Source organism: Victivallis sp., from assembly GCF_048170485.1.
Lineage (GTDB): Bacteria > Verrucomicrobiota > Lentisphaeria > Victivallales > Victivallaceae > Victivallis.
In genome coordinates this window covers 1-18085 of record NZ_DBEXAY010000300.1, presented here as the reverse complement: position 1 = coordinate 18085, position 18085 = coordinate 1, and the positions used below count along the sequence as shown (strand labels likewise).

Below are 18085 nucleotides of genomic sequence, written 5' to 3'. Positions count from 1 at the left end.
ATTTTATTGTATACAGTATACAAAAGCCATCGGCGCAGTGATCGACGGCTGAACCAGGAAAGGTCCGCATATGTTTCACCGAATCTTGTTTTTCGCCGCGGCGCTTGCCGCACTGCTCGCCCTTCCGTTTGCCGGAACGGCAGCCGCAGAAAAGACCGTTTACGAACTCAAGCGTGACATTCCCTATCTCGCGGCGAATGCCAAGGCGGATTCCTACCGCCGTGACCGCTGCACGCTCGACCTCTATTACCCGGCCGACAGCAGAGGATTCGCCACGGTGATCTGGTTCCACGGCGGCGGCCTCACCGCCGGAAGCAAGCACATTCCGTCTCAGCTGAAGAACCACGGCTTCGCCATCGCCGCCGTCAACTACCGCCTCGCCCCCGGCGGAAAAACAGCAAAGGACGCCCCCAACGCCGGCGTCAAGGTAACCGACTGCATCGAAGACGCCGCGGCGGCGGTCGCCTGGGTGTACCGCAACATCGCCTCCTTCGGCGGCGATCCGAAAAAAATCTATCTTACCGGCCACTCCGCGGGCGGGTACCTCACATTGATGGTCGGCATGGCGCCGAAATACCTCGCCCCCTATGGGCTTTCTCCCGCCGACCTCGCCGGACTCATGCCGCTCAGCGGCCACACCATCACCCATTTCACCGCCCGTCGGGAGCGGAACATTTCCATCCTCCAACCGGTGGTCGACGAACTTGCGCCGCTCTATTTCGTGCGGACGCCCAATCTGCCGCCGATCCTGCTGATCACCGGCGACCGTGAGCTGGAGATGGTCGGCCGTTACGAGGAGAACGCCTACCTGATGCGGATGCTCAAACTGAACAAACACCCGGTCACCCTCTATGAACTGCAGGGATACGGCCACAATATGACGGAACCGGCAATGCCGCTGCTGGTGAACTATCTGAAAAAAGAAAACGTGGCAAAATAACCCAGTCCCCCCGTTCCGTTCGGAGGGAACGGGGGCGGTTTCTCAAGGAGAGAAAAATGATCATTCCCCCCGCAGTTGTTCCCAATTCCGCCTGTTACCGAGAAACGGAAATCCTTCATTACGGAGAGCCGGGCAACGACTTCCAGACCTGCTATCTCACGATTCCCCGGGAGTGCCCCTCCCCTGCCCCGGTCACTGTCTGGTTCCACGGCGGCGGCCTCACCGGCGACGGAGCTCAGGACTGTCTGCCCGCGCTTTACAACGGGAAAAATATCGTCGTCGAAGTCCGTTACCGGCTCTCGCCGGCGACACCGGCGACGGGAGCGATTGAAGATGCCGCCGCCGCTCTCGCCCGCATCATCTCCGGAATCGATTCCTGGGGAGGCGACCGCAGACGGCTCTTCATCGGCGGCATTTCAGCCGGAGCGTATCTGGCGGCCATCGTCGGGATGAACCCGCGCTTTCTCGCCCCGTACGGCCTCGATCCTCGCCGGGAACTTGCGGGATTGATGCTGGTGAGCGGGCAGATGACCACCCATTACCAGCTTAAAATTGATCTCGGATACCCGGGCAATCAATTCACGCCGGTGATCGACGATTACGCCCCGCTTGCGCACGCCTCCGCCGATCTGCCGCCGATCGTGCTGGTGACCGGAGCGCCGGGGCTGGATATCGCCGGGCGTCCGGAAGAGAACGCCTTCTTCGCCGCAACACTGCGGGCGCTCGGGCACCGCCATGTCGAACACTACGCCCTGCCCGGCCACGATCACTCCGGGGCTTTCGCCAGCTGCAACTTCCTGCTGGAACGGTTCCTGGAGAAAATTCTCGCGGAGCGGCAATGAACACTCTTCTTTTCGGTGTCGGCCCTCTGCTCGGCTTCGTCGGCATGCTCTCCGGCGGCTACTGGGGCGTCGGGTGCGGCTGGATCGTCGTGCCGGTGCTGCTGATTCTCGGCTTCGAACCGCTTGACGCGGTCGGCATCGGCCTGCTCCAGATGGTCCCCTCCACTCTGCTCACCGTGATGCGGCAGGCGCCGGAGATCGGCTGGAAACCGGGAGAACCGGGGCGCTCCCTCGCCATTCCGGTCGGCGTCGGCGCCCTGCTGACCTCGCTCTGCGGCAAATCGATCAACCGCCGCCTCTTCGACCTTTGCGGCCCCGCTCCGCTGCAATGGATGTTGATCGGGCTCATCACCTTCATCGCGGTGCAGACGCTGTGCAGCCGGACCCGCTGTTACAACGACACGATGCCGCCTGTCACCCCGCTCCGGAGCCGGATCGCCTTCGCCACCGGTCTCGTTACCGGGCTGATCAGTTCCCTGCTCGGCGTGGGGGGCGGCCTGCTGATCCGGCCGCTGCTGACCTCCGGCTTCCAGGTGCCGGAGTACTACACCAGCCGGATCGTCCGGCTGCTGGTGCTGGTGACCACCGTCACCGGCGGCGTCACCTATCTCTTGAGCGCAGGCGGATTCAACTGGCAGATGTTCGGCGCCGCCATGCTGATCGCTGTCGGCGGCATCGTCGGATTTCCGCTCGGCGCCCGGCTCCACCGGATTGTCTACGACAACGGGTATGCCCAGCACATCCACAAGAGCTTCGCGGTGGTCGCCGTCGCACTGCTCACCAGCACGCTGTGCAGCATTTTCGGCCTGCAGGCGCAGAGCAGGATCCTCATGATCGCCATCGCGGTTCTGCTGATGGTTTACCTCGCGCTCTTCACCCTCTACACGCGGAAGCATCCGCGCAAGATCGTGCGGTAACGACGGTATCAATCCTCCCGCCGGGAGAATTCGCACCCGCAGAAATTCTGCAGGTAGAAGCCGTATTTGCGGGCGAGTTCCCGGCTCCGGAGGAAACCGTTCTTCTTCTTGAAGTCGTGCGGTTCGAAGTGGTTCCAGCGGGAGCCGACCTCGAAGATCACCCGGCTCGATTTGTGCGGACTGACCGTGAGCGTGGTGGCGAAATTCGCGCCGAGCGCCGCCGCGCGGCGGGCGGTCCGCTCGAGCGAGAAGTTGAAACAGACTGGACAGCGGGCACCGCGTTCCGGCTCGGCGGCGAGACAGCCGGCACACCCCAGCCACGACGGGTGATCGTAGCGGTCGATCTCCAGCGGCAGGTCGAAGATTCCGGCCAGCGCACGCACCGATTCCAGGCGCCGTTCGAACTCGTCGGCGGTGGCGATGTTCGAATTCGAGTAGTAAAGCGTGACCTGCCGCCCCGCTTCGAGCAGCCGTTCGACGCATCCGGCTGTGCAGGGGGCGCAGCAGACGTGCAGCAGAAGTTTCGTCTCCATGATCTTTCCCGACATGCGACGGGGAACCGTTCCACGTCGCCGGTAAAACATACACCTCCGGACGATGGTGGTCAAATCCATTTTCCGCCGGAACCGGGGAAAACTGGCAAAATCGCCCCGTTCATCATCTCATCGCGGCAGATGATTCAGATCTTCGCGGATGGCCTTCAGGCACTCCTCCGGAGAGAACTCTCCGTGCAGGAACGATGTGATTTTCCGCCCCGCACAGGCGAAAGCCCGGCGCATGCCGGAGAAGTCCGGCTGTGGAACGGAGTTCCGCAGCATGTTGTGCGCCATGGCGTATAGCAGCGGATTCTCCCTCTGCAGATAGGATTCGACACCGCGGCGGACCGGAAGTCGGAAATCCTGCGAAAGCAGATACTGGGAACGGCGATGAAAGAGGAATCGAATCCACTCCCAGGTCACCTGCAGCTGCTCGCTCGAAGCGATGCCGTTGCGGAAGATTCCGACGCTGAATCCGGAGTGAAACGAACGGTATTTCCGGTGTTCCCCCACCGGCGGAATCGGCGAGATGAAATAGCGCTGCTCCTGATTCATCATCTCCAGCAGATTCAGACACCAGCTGGAGGCGAACGGCAGAAATCCCACCTCGCCGAGTGCGAAATGTTCATCGCACTTGCGCAGGAGCGTTCGTCCGCGCGGCAGAATCTTTTCGAGCAGTTCCAGCCCCGCCAGTGCGCCTCCGGTCTGGAAGAGTCCGGCAAACGAGTTGAGATCCGTCAGCGGCACGCCGCGTTGAAACAGATCCTGCCCCAGAAGTTCGATGAAGGGTTTCACGCCGTGATAGGAATAGGGAGCGGCAATTGCGGCCGCAAAAGCGGCGCCGGAACGCTTCCGCTCCGCCATCGCCCGGCTGATGCGGAAAATCTGCGGCCACGAGAGCGGTTTGTACGGCACACGCCCCCCCGCGTGTTCCAGATGATCCACATTGAAAATCATGAAGAGCGGCACGCCGAAAAAGAGATAGAGCGCGTGGATGTGCGACTCTCCGGAGCCGTTCCGCGTCGGATAGACCGCGCCGGGGTGCAGCTCCTGTTTGAGCTCTTCAAAATCGGGCAGTTCCTCCAGCGGGTAGAGCGCGTCCTGCTCCGCGTAGGCCGCATGCCAGAAAAACTCCCCGCACTGCGGCAATTCGCCGGAGGCGATCAGCTGCAGCCACGGGTCCTCCATTCCGCGCGGCCGGAGTTCGGTGAATTTCACCGAAATTTGCGGATTCTTCTCCATAAAAGCATCCGCAAGCATGTTCATGAGGTAGGAATCGGTCGGCTTCGGCGCGAAAAGCAGATGGGTGATCTCCAGTTTCCGGCCTGAGGAAGAAATGGCGGAAAGATAGTATTCCTGCTCCTTTTTCCAGCAGGCGAAACTTCCGCGCCCCCGCACCGACCGGATGTAGCCCTCCTGTTGCAGATTGCGCAACGCAGTCCGGATCGTGATGGCGGAGACCGCGAACTCCCGGCACAACGCCTCCCGCGTCGGCAGCGCCTCGCCGTACTTCCAGTAGCGGGAACGGATTCTCCCGCGCAGGATTTCGTAGATCGCCCGGTGACGGGGGACGAAGGATTGCGGATTTTTCATGCGCCATTTCCCGTTTTCGGAAATATAACGCCCCCGACTCCCGCTGTCAATCGGAATGATGCCATTCGTTGCCCGCCTTCCGAAGAAAAGTATAAAAAAATATACTTTACGAAAGGTTTTTTCGATTTTCCCGTCGAAACTGTTGTTCCGTTCCGGGATTTATACTATACTATCGGGAAAGGGAAGACAGCCAAAACTCTATCTGGAGAAAATGATGAAAAGTCGAATCGGATGCAACACCATTCTCACCAACTCCGCCGGCGACGAAGAGCCGTACACCTTCGCCGCATACGAGCGACTGCTGGCGGACTACACCGCCTACTCGGACTGGATCGGCGCACTGGAGTTCTCCCACGTGACCCGGATCACGCCGCGCGAAGCGGAAGCGATCGGGCAGCGCGCCAGAGAGTACGGCTTCGACACCTGGAGCATCCACTCCGAACACTTCAACGTGGGCGACACGCTGGACTCCTATCTGGAGATTCAGAAGCACGAGGCGGAGGTGTGCGCCGCGCTCGGCTGTCCGGTCATGGTCTGTCACCTGCCGAACCTTCGCCCCTATGTGGAACTCGCCCGGGATGTGGAGGTGATCGGACGCGTCGCGGAACTCACCCGGCGCAACGGCGTGCGGCTGGCGGTGGAGACCTGCTACTACCCGGGGCCGGACAATGCGACGCTTCCGGATGCCGACCTGGTGATCCAGGTGGTCGAGCGTCTGGATCTGCCGGATGTCGGAATCAATGTGGATACCGGCCACTGTCTGCTCGGCCAGACCAACGCCCGTCCGGAAGGGGTGCGCCGCCTGCTCGAAACAGGGGAACCGCAGACGCTGCCCGCCCTGATCCGCCGGATTGGCAAACGGCTCTTCACCACCCATCTGCACGACAACTTCGGGCTGCGCGACGACCATCAGGGGGCGGGGCTGGGATACATCGACTGGCACGGAGTGATTCCGGCGCTTCTGGAGACCGGTTACCGGGGGCCGCTGATGATGGAGCTGACCGGGCGGAGGTGCGCCGCCGCCCGGGATGTTCCGGAAATGCGCCGTCTCTCGCTGGAGAAGGAACTGGTATTCGCTTCGTCGTATCTGACCTTTTTACTGCGGCAATATGAAAAAAACGCTGTGCAACACCAGAGAGGAGAGAAAGAGGCATGAGCATCATTCCGCATCGAAGTCGGGGAATCCGGAGAATTTTTACGCTGATCGAACTCTTGATTACGATTGCGATCATCGCCATTCTGGCCGCGATGCTGCTGCCGGCCTTGAACCAGGCGCGGGAGCGGGGCCGGGAAACGCTCTGCGTCAGCAACATCAAACAGATCGGGACTGCGATCGTCTCCTACTCCGGAGACTTCCGCGATTACCTGCCCCCGCCGGACGGCCCCTCCTCGCAGGCGCGTCTCATTCGCGGCAGAGTGGCGACCTACATGGGAACCGGCCTGTCGGACGATTCCCAGAAAGGGGTGTGGTTCTGCCCCTCCTTTGAACCGGTTCCTCCGGCGGAAGGCAGAAAATTCTTCGGCTCGTACAATCCAATCTGCACCTACGGTACACAGGACTCCCACTGGTGCGCCGCCGCCCATCAGGGGTCGACACACAACTACACCGACAGCTGCAAGCTGATCCGGATGAAGTCCAACTTCTATCTTTTGACCAACCGCAAATGCGGCCCGGGCGCCATCCTGGACAACGGCAACCCGGAGGTCGCCTCCAGCAACGATGTCTACTGCCTCAACCGGACCACCCATACCTGCCTGACCACCCCCTTTGTGAAAGCGGTCGATCAGGTTTTCGTCCACCGGGGCAACGCACCGTTCCTGCTGGCGAACGGCAGCGTCATCACCCGCCGGGCCGGCTCGGTCAAGGATCCGAGTTATATCACCGCGAAAGGCGGCTGGCAGGCCGATTTCAAATAATTTTCCACCTCCTCCGGAGATCTGACCCATGACATTGCGACATTGCCTTTCCCTCCTTGCCGTTGCGGGAGCCATCGGTGCCGCGCAGGCGGAAAACCTGCTGTTCAACGGCTCCTTCGAACTGGACGATGCGGGAATCGTCCTCAACGGCAAACTCCGGCCCGACACCAATCCGGAGTTGAAAATGGTCCCGCTCAAACTCGCCCCCGATGAGCATGGCAGGCACCTGGTGCTCTCCAATCCGCATCGCGAAGAGAAGACCCTGATTTTCCGGGAGTTCCGGCTCGATTCGAAAAGACGGTACCGCCTCACCTTCCGGGCAAAGGCCGACCAGCCGCTCAAACTTTCCGCTTCGCTGCTTCAGGTGGATACGACAACCGGCTGGATCAGTCACAACCACTACTTTTCCATCACACCGGAATGGAAGGAGTATTCCACCGTCATCCCGGAGAACCGCGGCGGCTGGTACCATCTGCGACTGCAAGTCCCGGCGGCACAGAACGCAACGGAACTCCAGCTGGACGATCTCCGGCTGGAGGAGCCCGGCTCCGCCACGCCGGACACCGCGCTGGAAGCAATTGCCGACGCCGAAAGCAATCTGTACGAAAAAGAGCTGGTCCCCGAGACGAAAATCACGCTCAAGGTGTTCAACCGGAGCGGGAAACAGGTTTCGGATCTTCTGACGGTGACCGGGTGCGATGAATACACAAAGAAGGTGCTGTTCCGGAAGGAGTTTCCTGTCACGCTGAACCCGCAGGAACGCCGGGAGTTCCCGTTCTGCGAACCGAACGACCGATTCGGCGCCGTGCGGCTCGTCGTCTCGGGGAAAAATGTCTCGACCTTCCCCGGCTTCTACGCCGTCATCGGCCGCTATGTGCCGGGCCGGGAGAAGATCGACCTGCGGAAGGATTTCGTACTCGCTTTCTGTTACAATTCCGTTTTCAAGTTTCCTCCTTACGAACAGCCCGGCGGCTATCGCCTCACCGGAGACTACGAGGCGGAATACGCGCTTCTCGCCCGCGCCGGCGCCCGGTTTCTGCGCGATCACAAGGTCGCGGCATGGGCGTACATGGAGCCCGAGGACGGCAAGTTCGACTTCACCGAATTCGACCGAGCACTGAGGACCTATGAAAAATATCAGATGCAGATGGTTCCGATCTGGGGCCGGAACGACGATATGAATCCCTATCTCGACTGGATGATTCCCCGTCTGCCGGAGTGGCTCTACCGGCTTTCGAAGCGGGTGGAAAAGTGCACCTCCCTTCAGCGTCAGGGCGAACAGCGCTCCTGGCTCTATCCGCTCGACCGCTGGAAACGCTTCACCCGCACCACCGTCGAGCGTTACAAGGGGCGAATTCCGGCGTATGAGATCATCAACGAACCGTGTTTTTCACTCCATCCGGATTACTACATTCCGATTCTGAAAACGGCGTATCAGGCGATCAAAAAGGCTGATCCTGCGGCGCTGGTGGTCGGTTACTGTCTCTCGACCGACTTCCAGTCCGACCACGGGCCGTGGATCCGCGCCTGCAATGAGCTCGGCGGGCTCAACTTCTGCGACGTAGTAAGTTTCCACCCCTACGCCTCGATCGGTCTGCACTCCATTCAGCCGGCGGACCGGGCCATCGAGGAGATGCGCGAGGAGTTCGCCAAATTCGGCCGGCGGGACATTCCGCTCTGGAACACCGAACTCTTCTATCTTCACTCCAACGTCCGCGAACCCAACGGCAACGATGTCAAGATCAGCGAATTCCAGCCGCACCAGGGCGCCGCGCGCTTCCTGCTCGACCTCGGCGAAGGGGTGAAACAGAGCGTCTACGCCGTCAACTACCAGCTCTGGAAAAATCTGCACATTCCCCATATGATGAACAGCGCCAGCCGGGCCTGCAAGCTGATTCCGTCGGAGAACTACGTCATGTTCAACGCGCTTGCCCGGCTCTTCGAACGGGCGAAGCCGGTTGCAAAATTCAAGCGCGATTCCGGCGTGATCCTCTACGTCTACCGCGACAGGGAGGGCGAACTCATCGCCGCCGTATGGAACTACCTCGACCGTCGAAACATCCGGATGAATTTCCGCGGTCTGGAGGTGATGGATCTCTTCGGCAATCCCGTCGAATCCGGCGAGCTTCCGGTCACCGGGGCGCAGTACTATCTCCGCCGCGGGCGGCTCAGCGAAGCGGAATTTCTGAACCATCTGAAGACGACGCCGGTCCGTTCACTCCAGCCGGTTTCCGTCTGCGAGGTCGGCCGCCGGACCGATGACCGGGTCTTCGTCACCCTCTACAACGAAGGCGGTTCCGAAGAACACGGCCTCGCCGCGGTGCGCGGCGGCGGCATGCGGTCAACCGGAGCGCTTCCCTACCGGATTCCGCCCCGCGGGTCGCTCCGGATGGAGTTCCCGATCGTGAAAGCGCCGGCGGAACAGGATCCTCCCGCCCTGCGGCTCTACGCCAACCGGCGGAACTTCGTCCTGCCCTTCCAGCTGGAAGAGAACCGGAAATTCCGCAGCGGTGAACCGTTCCGTTACGGCAATACCTGCGGCAAAGTGGAGATTCTGAAAGATTCCATCCAAGTCCGGGTGGAGGTTAGAGACGCCACCCCGGCGGGAACGCGCGGCAAACGCGACCTCTGGCGGACCGACTGTGTGGAACTGTTTTTCGACCTCGATCCCCTGCACCTTCCGCTCCGGCACACGGCGCGCTATACGCCGCAGGTGTTCCGCCTCTTTCTCACGCCCCGCGACCGCGAAACCCTCCACGTCATGCACAACATCCGCCCGGAAGAGTGCGATGTCAAGATGGAAATTCTTCCGGGCGGATACGCCTTCACCGTGAACATCCGCCGGAAGGTGAACGGCACGTACCTCGGCTTCGAATGCAAAACCGACGACGCAACCTCCACCGCATTCATCGGGGAGAGTTCCCTCTCGGGGAAACACCGCCCGAACGAATATCGAACCCGTTTTGAACTGATCGGACAATGAAAGGAGACCAGAATCATGAATCCAGCCAACCTCGCATTCTCTGCCGTTCTACTGTTTTCCGGAGCCGCGCTTTTCGCCGATATTCCCGGTATCGTGCCCAGCTACAACGTAAAGCTCTCCGACGGCGTGTATTCGTTTGACAACAGCAAAACCAACTATGCCGCGCTGAAATGGGAGGCACCCGTGGAGGCGGGGAAGCACTATCTGCTGGAATTCCATGTCACATCGGAGAAACAAGCCGAGCTGATGTTCGATCTGAGAGGATTCCAGGACAACGCCTGCAATCTCTTCAACCGGTACGCCGTCGCTCCGGGCTCGGAACAGTATCGGGTCTACTTTTATGCGCCCGCCGCGGCGAAACTTTCATTCAAACTCTTCTCGCGCGACAGCCTGAAACTCTCCGGACTCAAGTTTCAGGTGATGTCCGACGCGGAGCTGCAACGCATCGATACCCAGTCTCTCGCCTCTCAATTTTATTACCTTCGCCGGGAGAACGGCGCGAAGGTGGAATCCGTTGCCGACAGGGATTCCATCCTGGGAGGACGGGCCGTCCGTTACACGCTGCTCGCCGCCGACGGGATGCCATTGACCTCCCGTGACATTCCGCTGCAGCCGGACCGAAACTATGAACTCTCCTTCTGGTGCAAGGGTCCGGCCGGGTTGCAGATGCATGTTCGAGTGGACGGCTGGGCCTCCGGGCGCAAACACTGGTATCTCACCCGGGAGTTCAAGCTGGAGAACGACGAGTACCAGCTTTACCGGATCCCCTTCCGGACGCCGGACGATGTGAACCGTTTTCTCGGCCGCGGCCGTCTGATCCTCACCTTGAAGACCACGCAGGCAACCATCGAAATCAAAGGGCTGACGCTGGTCCGGAAACCTGCAGAAAAATAGCAAAGGAAGTATGTCGATGAAATCAAAATCCATCTTGACCCGTTACGAAGGAAATCCCTTGTTCGATCCCGCCGATTTCCCCTACTACCGCGTGGAACAGATCTTCAATCCCGGCCAGGTGATGACGCCGGATGGACGGACGATTCTGATTCTCTCCGTTCTGCCGATGGGGGCGAGCCGCCCCTGCTGTCATATTGCGGAAAGTGCGGACGGCCTCCATTTCGAAATTCAACAGGAGCCCTGCTTCACCTTTGAGAATTCCGCATTCCAGGGCTATGACGGCTGGCCGATCGACTGCCGCGTCACCTTCTTCGCCGAGGAGAACTGCTATTACATCATCCGCCCCGGCAACGGCGCGGACCTCGGCCCGGCGGCGCTGCTGTACCGGACGGAGGATTTCCGGACATTCGAGCCGATCGACATCATCTCCCTGCCCTCCAACCGCGTTCCGTGTCTCTTCCCGGAAAAAATCGGCGGTAAATATGTCCGGCTCGACCGCCCCTACTCCCACGGCGCCCCCATGGCGAAAGCCTTCGCGAACATCTGGCTTTCCCGATCGCCGGACCTGATCCACTGGGGAGAAAACCGGGTGGTTCTCCGACGCGGCTGCACCCGGTGGGCCTCGACCAAAATCGGACCGACTCCGCCGGTCAGAACGGACAAAGGATGGCTGGAAATCTACCACGGCGTGCTCGACACGTTCTCCGGGTTCCGCTACTGCATCGGAGCGTGCCTGCTCGATCTGGAACAGCCGGAAAAGGTTCTGGGCGTGATGAAAAGTTATCTGCTCGCCCCGGAGACGGAATACGAACTCAACGGCGTGATTCCGAACGTGGTGTTCACCACCGGCTGTGTCGTCGACCCGGCAAGCCGCGAATTACGCATCTACTACGGAGCGTCGGATACCTCCATCGGCCTCGCGACAGGGAATGTCGACGAGATCGTGGAAATGTGTCTGAAAGGAGAGTGAGGATGAGGGCGAAAGAGTTCCGCGGCATCCGTCCGGATGATCCGCACGGCAGAACAGGTCTGAGGAATCCGGAACGGGGATTCCGCACGGAGATCTATTTCAGCACCATTCCCGGCGAGACCGCCGGCACCTGCTCCTGCCACAGCAAGCAGAACAAGCTCGACGGGCGCGCTCTCAAACCGTCGTGTCAGAACGAGGAGCTGACCGGCTGCCCGCGCCTGATGCGTGGAAACCGTCTGGACGCGGTCGAATTCTCCCACGCGCAATGGCAGGACGAGCTGGATTATTTCACCTACGACGGCGTGACCGTCATGCAGAGTTACTGTTTTCTGATGAACTACTGCGACGGGCGGCCGCTTTCTCAGCAGAAACTGGATGACATCGAGAGCTTCTTCCGGAAACTGCGCGAATCCGGCGCCAAGGCGCTATTGCGCTTTGCCTACGAGCTGTATCCGACGCCCGCCGGCCCTTCCGCGGAGACCGTACTGAACCACATCGCCCAGCTGCGGCCGCTGCTTCGCCGCTATCAGGATGTGATCTATGTTCTGCAATGCGGCTTCGTCGGGCGGTTCGGCGAATTTCATCACAGTTTCCATCATCTGGAGGAGGATGCCGGTTTCTGCCGGGAACTTCTCGCCGCCGTTCTGGAAGCCCTGCCGGAGGGGCGGAACACCATGCTCCGATACCCCCGGCTGAAACGGGCGCTGTTCGGCAACGCTCCGCTTTCGGAATCCGAAGCGTTTTCCGGAACCGCCCGGGCGAGAATCGGCCACTTCAACGACTACTTCATGGGGAACAACAACCATGGAGGGACGTTCGGCATGGACAACCTCTCCCTCGAGGAGGAGTTCCGCTATCTCGACGGGGAGAGCCGCTATCTCCCGATGGATGGCGAACTGCAATGGCGCGACCTGGCGGGAGTGGCTCTGCCGCACGAAGCCCTGCTGAATTTTCACCGCTGGCATTACGACACCTTCAGCATGGTGCACGGCCATTCGTTGTTCGAGCAGGATTTTTATCCGATCGACTGGTGGAAATCGGTTCCGGTCGATCCCATGTTCCTCCATGACAACCGGATTCCGGTTTCAGACGGGTACTTTTTCGATGCCGCGGGCAGGTTCGTTCCGCGCAGTCACTTTGAATTCATCCGGGATCATCTGGGGTACCGTCTGGAGCTCCGCTCCGCCCGGCTTCCGGAGAGCGTCCGCCCGGGCGGCAAACTGGAGGCGGAGATCCGTCTGGTCAACCGGGGCTTTTCCGCTCCGGTCAACGCCCGGCCGGTCCTGCTGGTGCTGAAATGCGGTGCCTGCTGCCATTCGTTTCGTTTCCAAACCGATATCCGGCGCTGGTACGGCAACAGCACCGAGCAGGTGCTGAATCTCTCCGCCACACTGCCGCCGGACACGCTCCCGGGAGTCTATCAGGCGGGATTCGCCCTGCCGGACGCATCCGAAACTCTGGCGAACAATCCGGATTTCGCGATCCGCTGCGCCAATTTTCTGACGTTCCGTGACGGCGTCAACTGGCTGGATATGGAGATCACGGTTCACGCCGATGCAGAAGCTCTCCGGGGAGAATAAACGTTCTTTCTTCGAGAGTTCCCGGCGTCATGGTGGATCCTGCAAAAGAGAAGCGGCGGTTCGAACGGCTTGCGGAATCCAAGGATCCATTACGCCGGGTCCTCCCCGGGGACCGGCTGCCGGCGGCAGAAGCGGATGAAATTCCCGACGAAATCGAGATCGGCCCCCGGCAGGTAGAGGAAATTCAGCTTCCGGATCATCCGCCCCTCGACAAACCGCCCGCACTCGAGAACGCCGGAAGCCAGTTCGTCGCGAACCGCCAGACGCGAAATCACCGTGATGCCCATCCTTGCCCGCACCAGAAGTTTCAACGCGTCGAAGCTGTTCACTTCGAGCAGCTCCAGCACTCCCGGCCGCCCCCCGCCGCACTCCCGGAGAAACCGGTCGAAATAGTACCGCGTGCCGGAACCGGCCTCCCGCAGAATCAGCCGCTTCCCTTCGCTGATATACTCCACCAGCGAAAACTCCGGCGGACATTCCCCCGGAGCGAAAACAGGAACGAGTTCATCGCAGCAGTACTCCTCCGCCAGAAAGGAGTTCGGCTCGAACGGCCCCTCGACCAGCGCAAGATCCAGTTTGCGGGAGATCAGCTGCTCACTGATCTCCCGCGTATTGCCGATCTGCAGCCCGAGACGGTACCCGGCATGGGAGTTCATATAGGCGGCCACCAGTCCGGGCAGAAGATAGCCCCCCGCGGTCATGGTTCCGCCGATGGCATGGTAGTTCCGCTTCGCCGCCGCACATTGTACCGCCCGCTGAATTTTCTCCGATTCCGCGAAAAGCTCCCCGCACCGGGCGGAAAGCTCCCTCCCCGCCGCGGTCAGCCGCACGTTCCGCCCGTCCCGCAGAAACAGCTGCACCCCAAGCTCCTCCTCCAGACGGGCGAGCTGATGGGTCACGTTGGGCTGACTCATTCCCAGCGCCGAAGCCGCTTCCGTGAAGTTCCCCACCATCGCCGCCATTCGAAAGATTTCCAGTTTCCGGTCAATCACGTTCCACGCCTCCCCTCCGTATCTCTGGTCTGCTCCGTCTTACTATAATCGATTAATTTTATTTATCAAACTATAATCATCAATTATTTTTATTTTGCAAAGAAACCTCTATATTAGAGGGCATCACCCCAAACCAAGGAGATGTTTTTTTATGGAAGCTGAAATTATCGTTCCGCAGGATCCCGCCGAGAAGCTGAACCGGCTCCGGCAGGGAGTGTTTCTGGCGCTTGCCGCCGCGTTCCTTCTACTGCCGCTCTTCTGCCCGCCGCTCCGGAATCATGCGCCGGGCATCGCGGTCATCTGCGGCGTCATCTTCTCCGTGGCGTGGGGGAACCCCTTTGAGGCAATCACCACCCGGCTGACCTCGCCGCTGCTCGGCGCGGCGATCGTCGGGATGGGATTCGGCATGAACCTCAATCAGGTTCTGCGGGCCGGCGCACAGGGCATCGTCTACACCTGTGCCGGAATCGCACTCGGCCTCGGACTCGGCGTGTGGCTCGGCAAAAAACTCGGCCTGCCGAAGCATACCCTCTACCTCATCAGCGTCGGCACCTCGATCTGCGGCGGCAGCGCCATTGCGGCGGCGACACCGGTATTGAAGGCGAAGGCGCACGACATCGCCATTGCGTCGGCGGTGGTGTTCACGCTCAACGCGGTGGCACTGCTGGTGTTTCCGGCGGTCGGCCACGCTCTCGGGATGAGCCAGTATCAGTTCGGCTGCTGGTCGGCGCTCGGAATCCACGACACCAGCTCGGTCGTGGGTGCGGCGATGAGCTACGGTCAGGAGGCGCTGGAGGTGGGGACGACGGTGAAGCTGGCGCGGGCGCTCTGGATCATTCCGGTGACCCTGTTTCTCTCGATGTTCGTCGCGGACACCGCCCCGGGAGAGAAGCGGAAGATTCAGTTCCGGGTGCCGTGGTTCATCCCGGGCTTTCTGATTGCCTCTGCCCTGGTGACGTGGGTTCCGGCGACGGCGGAGGCGGGACGGTTCCTGAAAGAGTTTTCGACCTGCCTGATGATTCTCACGCTCTTTCTCATCGGAGCGAATCTGAACCGGGCGAAACTGCGCGAGCTGGGGCTCCGGCCGGTCATCCACGGGGTGGTGCTCTGGATCATCCTCGCCGGAATCTGGTGCGCGGCCATTCATTTCGGCATCGTCCGCTGAAGCAAAGAAAGCACGCCCGGCCCTCCGTCCTTACCGGAGAGCGCGGGGCATGCCCTGTGCAGGTGGCCGGCTCCTCCCCCCGGCCGCCCGGCGGAACTCAGCGTTTTTTCTCCCCGCCGCCGGCCGGGCGTGGCAAAACAGTTTTCCCCACGCCTTCGCTCTTCAATACCGCTTTGATATAGCCAAAGAGGTTGTGCGGACTGTAAAGCAGGGGAACCGGAGTCGTCATACGAGACGGCTCCCCGGCCTGATCGCTGTTTGTCCTGACCAGCATGAAGTAAAGTACTTCCCCCGCCCGGGGCGGATTGCCGCGGGTGTATTCCGGGAGCGCCCGCCATGGAATCGATGTTTCAAGGCGGAAGCCGTTGTCCCGTTTTTCCGTCTGCACCGCGATGCCGTACTTCTCCTTTCCGTTCGGAACAACACACTGAAAACTCCCGAAACGGTCGTTGACGTGGAGAGCGGTGAAGATCGTTCCGTTGGGATTGACGATGATCTCCCGGTAAAGTTTCGCCTCGTAGTTCGTGCAGAAAAACATCTCCAGCGCATCTCCCCGATAGAGCTGCTCGTCATTCGGCCGGCACTCCGCATCGGGGAAATCCCCGGTTACGGTGATCGTCTCCCTGTCACAGCGGATGCTCCAGATGGAGTTCTCCGATTCATGAGCGGTGCCTCCCAGCGGATACTCTCCGGAAAAGACGACCGGCGGGCCGCCGATCGTCAGTTCGATCTCTCTTCGTTCCCCGGTCCAGCGAATGCCCTCTTCGATTCGGGCGATTTCGGCCCGGATCTGCTCCCGGACGGAATCCGGATCCCGGTCATCATAAACACCGAATCGGAGACGATACGAAACCGAAGGCGGTTTTTCCGCCGTCTGGTTGACGGCAAACCGGGCCGGATGTTCTTCCGGCAGTTGGTGATAGTAACTCCGGTACTGGCGCAGCAGCTCTTCATCCGGAGAGGTGCAGCCACTTAGAACCGTTCCGGCAAACAGCACGCCGGAGAAGGAGGCGCTCCAGCCCCCTCCCCTCCGTTCTCCAACCCTCCGCTTTGAACGCTCCACGGCATCCTCCTCATGCTTTTCTTTTGAGAATCGCCATCCCCGCGCACGGCACCGGCAGACGGGCGAAACCGGCCGGCAAATCCAGAGTCCGGCACAGCGTCCCCTCCGGGGTGTAGATTTCCGCACAGCAGGGAGCCGACAGCGCGGCATCTTGCCCTGGCCGGAAACCGCCGGATTCTGCTTTTCTCCACCTGTCCGCTTGCCAACCGGGTAATTCGCGACGCGTTTCTAGCGGAGTGTCCGCAGGGTTCGCTGGAGATCAACCAGGAACCGCCGGAAGTGTACTTCCCCAGAATCGACGAAATCGTTGCAGCGGACTATGACTGCATCATCGCCAATCCGCTGTTCAAACCGGACTTTCATCAAGCGGTCAAAAGGGCGAATCTTCACACGGACGTCTATCAGCTGATCTGTTATCCCTCCAACGGAGTCGACTTTTCCTGGAAGCAGGATTTCGAAACCATCGGCAAATTGCTGCTGAAACGCTTCTCCGACATCTGGGAGGGGGATACCACACCTCTGCACCTGACCGTACCGCTCATCAAGGTACAGCTGTAATTCCACGCCGCGGAACCGGCAGTTTCCTTCTACCGTATGCCATGGAACAAAATTCCGGCTGTCTCATGTTTCTCCGTGTTTTCTCGCAAGATGAGCGCAATTGTCGGACGTTATCTGGAACTCATTCGCCACAACGTGAAACGACCTTGTGAGAGAAACTATATTGGACCACCTGCTGTTGAAATTCCCGAATCCGCAACGCACGGAAACCGCATTTATTGTGCAGAGAACTGTATTTTCTTTCGCTGCATCGCCCGATATGCCCCGGGGGTCAGGCGCTTTTCTTTGCGGAAGGCCCGTATGAAGTAATAGGGATCGACAAAACCAGCCCGCGCTGCAATTTCATAAATCTTCAAATCCGTATCTTCCAGCAGTCGACACGCTTCGTCCAGCTGTTTTCTTCGCAGGTAGACGCCGGGCGGAACAAGGAACTGTTTTTTCCAGTAACGGAGAAAATTCCGGTAGGACATCCCGTGCTCCCGCGCCAACGCCTCCACATCTGGCTGCTCGGCAAAGTGGAGGTCCAGATACGAGGCAATCCGATAGATCTCGGACGCATACGGGGATTCCTGACGTTTCCGGTCCCGGAGATTCAAAGCCATTTCCTGCACAAGATGCATGCAGCAGAAATCCAGTCTGTCAGTGCTCCCCGGATGCCGGATCATGGCGGCCAGATGAAAAATCTCGTTCAGAATCTCCGTGAGGTTGAAATCCCGGCGAAATGGTATCAGAACACATTCCGGGCGGGAGGTGAACTCCAGGAAAAAATCCCGGTATTCGGAAGAGTATGAGAAATAAAACTTTTCCACCGGTCCGGAATTGACGGCGCAATACTCCGGCCCGGGACAGGTGAAGACAAAAGCGGGAACCTCCGCTTCATACTCCTGATCTCCAATCCGGTAACCGGTCCGTCCCGTCCGGGAGGCGAGTACAACTCCGAAGTTGATGCTGGTTCGATGCAACGGCAACGAAGTCTGCAGGTTCTGCCGGTCGTATACAACACAACTCACCGGTGGAAACAATTTCGTTTCCCGAGGTGCAGAATCCAGATGCAAACTGAAGTTTTCCATTGTCCTTCCGTCCATTGCCGCATTTACGAAAATGTAATCCGGATTTTCTGCTTTACAAGCCTCCC

General features: G+C 60.0%; 16 protein-coding genes. 11 read left to right on the top strand and 5 right to left on the bottom strand.

The window, feature by feature from the left end; all coding sequences use genetic code 11:
- The first annotated feature begins 70 nt into the window (after positions 1-70).
- Genes ACMLHG_RS15625 through ACMLHG_RS15615 form a run of 3 tightly spaced genes read left to right on the top strand, consistent with a single transcriptional unit; the run spans position 71 to position 2699 of the window.
- Positions 71-940: an alpha/beta hydrolase gene (locus ACMLHG_RS15625; protein ID WP_295806570.1), complete on the top strand. Its 870-nt coding sequence runs from the start codon at positions 71-73 to the stop codon at positions 938-940.
- Positions 941-996: 56 nt separating this feature from the next.
- A complete protein-coding gene (locus ACMLHG_RS15620) occupies positions 997-1782 on the top strand; it encodes an alpha/beta hydrolase (protein ID WP_295806567.1) in 786 nt (261 codons plus the stop codon).
- Positions 1779-2699: a sulfite exporter TauE/SafE family protein gene (locus ACMLHG_RS15615; RefSeq protein WP_295806565.1), complete on the top strand. Its 921-nt coding sequence runs from the start codon at positions 1779-1781 to the stop codon at positions 2697-2699. The genes ACMLHG_RS15620 and ACMLHG_RS15615 overlap by 4 nt, the downstream gene beginning before the upstream one ends.
- A gap of 8 nt (positions 2700-2707) precedes the next feature.
- Here the strand turns inward: ACMLHG_RS15615 and ACMLHG_RS15610 are convergent, their stop codons facing one another.
- Entirely contained in the window at positions 2708-3232 is a 525-nt protein-coding gene (locus ACMLHG_RS15610) for an epoxyqueuosine reductase QueH (protein WP_417171093.1), read from the bottom strand.
- Between the two features lie 129 nt (positions 3233-3361).
- Positions 3362-4828 (bottom strand): GntR family transcriptional regulator, encoded by a 1467-nt coding sequence (locus ACMLHG_RS15605; RefSeq protein WP_417171092.1) that lies wholly within the window; start codon positions 4826-4828, stop codon positions 3362-3364.
- Between the two features lie 211 nt (positions 4829-5039).
- Here ACMLHG_RS15605 and ACMLHG_RS15600 point away from each other — a divergent pair, with 211 nt between their 5' ends.
- Genes ACMLHG_RS15600 through ACMLHG_RS15575 form a run of 6 tightly spaced genes read left to right on the top strand, consistent with a single transcriptional unit; the run spans position 5040 to position 13172 of the window.
- Positions 5040-5984 (top strand): sugar phosphate isomerase/epimerase family protein, encoded by a 945-nt coding sequence (locus ACMLHG_RS15600; protein ID WP_295806559.1) that lies wholly within the window; start codon positions 5040-5042, stop codon positions 5982-5984.
- Complete coding sequence (locus ACMLHG_RS15595; RefSeq protein ID WP_417171091.1) at positions 5981-6745, top strand: type II secretion system protein; 765 nt, start codon at positions 5981-5983, stop codon at positions 6743-6745. The genes ACMLHG_RS15600 and ACMLHG_RS15595 overlap by 4 nt, the downstream gene beginning before the upstream one ends.
- A 28-nt stretch (positions 6746-6773) precedes the next feature.
- Positions 6774-9728 (top strand): beta-galactosidase, encoded by a 2955-nt coding sequence (locus ACMLHG_RS15590; protein ID WP_417171090.1) that lies wholly within the window; start codon positions 6774-6776, stop codon positions 9726-9728.
- A gap of 15 nt (positions 9729-9743) precedes the next feature.
- Positions 9744-10622: a hypothetical protein gene (locus ACMLHG_RS15585; protein WP_417171089.1), complete on the top strand. Its 879-nt coding sequence runs from the start codon at positions 9744-9746 to the stop codon at positions 10620-10622.
- A 16-nt stretch (positions 10623-10638) separates the two neighbouring features.
- Positions 10639-11592, top strand: a complete 954-nt coding sequence (locus ACMLHG_RS15580; RefSeq protein WP_417171088.1) for a glycoside hydrolase family 130 protein — start codon at positions 10639-10641, stop codon at positions 11590-11592.
- A 2-nt stretch (positions 11593-11594) separates the two neighbouring features.
- Positions 11595-13172 carry a DUF4832 domain-containing protein gene (locus ACMLHG_RS15575; protein ID WP_417171087.1) on the top strand — a complete coding sequence of 526 codons (1578 nt, stop codon included), beginning with the start codon at positions 11595-11597 and terminating at the stop codon, positions 13170-13172.
- An 89-nt stretch (positions 13173-13261) separates the two neighbouring features.
- Here the strand turns inward: ACMLHG_RS15575 and ACMLHG_RS15570 are convergent, their stop codons facing one another.
- Positions 13262-14164 (bottom strand): LysR family transcriptional regulator, encoded by a 903-nt coding sequence (locus ACMLHG_RS15570; protein WP_295806545.1) that lies wholly within the window; start codon positions 14162-14164, stop codon positions 13262-13264.
- Positions 14165-14315: 151 nt separating this feature from the next.
- Between ACMLHG_RS15570 and ACMLHG_RS15565 the strand changes: the two genes are divergently transcribed.
- Positions 14316-15329 carry a YeiH family protein gene (locus ACMLHG_RS15565; protein WP_417171086.1) on the top strand — a complete coding sequence of 338 codons (1014 nt, stop codon included), beginning with the start codon at positions 14316-14318 and terminating at the stop codon, positions 15327-15329.
- Between the two features lie 97 nt (positions 15330-15426).
- On the opposite strand, the gene ACMLHG_RS15560 is transcribed toward ACMLHG_RS15565, so the two are convergent.
- Positions 15427-16392 carry a hypothetical protein gene (locus tag ACMLHG_RS15560; protein WP_417171085.1) on the bottom strand — a complete coding sequence of 322 codons (966 nt, stop codon included), beginning with the start codon at positions 16390-16392 and terminating at the stop codon, positions 15427-15429.
- A 279-nt stretch (positions 16393-16671) separates the two neighbouring features.
- Here ACMLHG_RS15560 and ACMLHG_RS15555 point away from each other — a divergent pair, with 279 nt between their 5' ends.
- On the top strand, positions 16672-16950 hold the full coding sequence (locus tag ACMLHG_RS15555; RefSeq protein ID WP_295806535.1) for a hypothetical protein: 279 nt from the start codon (positions 16672-16674) through the stop codon (positions 16948-16950).
- Between the two features lie 215 nt (positions 16951-17165).
- Here the strand turns inward: ACMLHG_RS15555 and ACMLHG_RS15550 are convergent, their stop codons facing one another.
- Positions 17166-17960 carry a helix-turn-helix domain-containing protein gene (locus ACMLHG_RS15550; protein ID WP_417171084.1) on the bottom strand — a complete coding sequence of 265 codons (795 nt, stop codon included), beginning with the start codon at positions 17958-17960 and terminating at the stop codon, positions 17166-17168.
- Positions 17961-18085: the final 125 nt, after the last annotated feature.

Coding starts and splice junctions, on each gene's coding strand:
- ACMLHG_RS15625 (WP_295806570.1), top strand. CDS start 71: ATGTTTCACCGAATCTTGTTTTTCGCCGCGGCGCTTGCCGCACTGCTC.
- ACMLHG_RS15620 (WP_295806567.1), top strand. CDS start 997: ATGATCATTCCCCCCGCAGTTGTTCCCAATTCCGCCTGTTACCGAGAA.
- ACMLHG_RS15615 (WP_295806565.1), top strand. CDS start 1,779: ATGAACACTCTTCTTTTCGGTGTCGGCCCTCTGCTCGGCTTCGTCGGC.
- ACMLHG_RS15610 (WP_417171093.1), bottom strand. CDS start 3,232: ATGGAGACGAAACTTCTGCTGCACGTCTGCTGCGCCCCCTGCACAGCC.
- ACMLHG_RS15605 (WP_417171092.1), bottom strand. CDS start 4,828: ATGAAAAATCCGCAATCCTTCGTCCCCCGTCACCGGGCGATCTACGAA.
- ACMLHG_RS15600 (WP_295806559.1), top strand. CDS start 5,040: ATGATGAAAAGTCGAATCGGATGCAACACCATTCTCACCAACTCCGCC.
- ACMLHG_RS15595 (WP_417171091.1), top strand. CDS start 5,981: ATGAGCATCATTCCGCATCGAAGTCGGGGAATCCGGAGAATTTTTACG.
- ACMLHG_RS15590 (WP_417171090.1), top strand. CDS start 6,774: ATGACATTGCGACATTGCCTTTCCCTCCTTGCCGTTGCGGGAGCCATC.
- ACMLHG_RS15585 (WP_417171089.1), top strand. CDS start 9,744: ATGAATCCAGCCAACCTCGCATTCTCTGCCGTTCTACTGTTTTCCGGA.
- ACMLHG_RS15580 (WP_417171088.1), top strand. CDS start 10,639: ATGAAATCAAAATCCATCTTGACCCGTTACGAAGGAAATCCCTTGTTC.
- ACMLHG_RS15575 (WP_417171087.1), top strand. CDS start 11,595: ATGAGGGCGAAAGAGTTCCGCGGCATCCGTCCGGATGATCCGCACGGC.
- ACMLHG_RS15565 (WP_417171086.1), top strand. CDS start 14,316: ATGGAAGCTGAAATTATCGTTCCGCAGGATCCCGCCGAGAAGCTGAAC.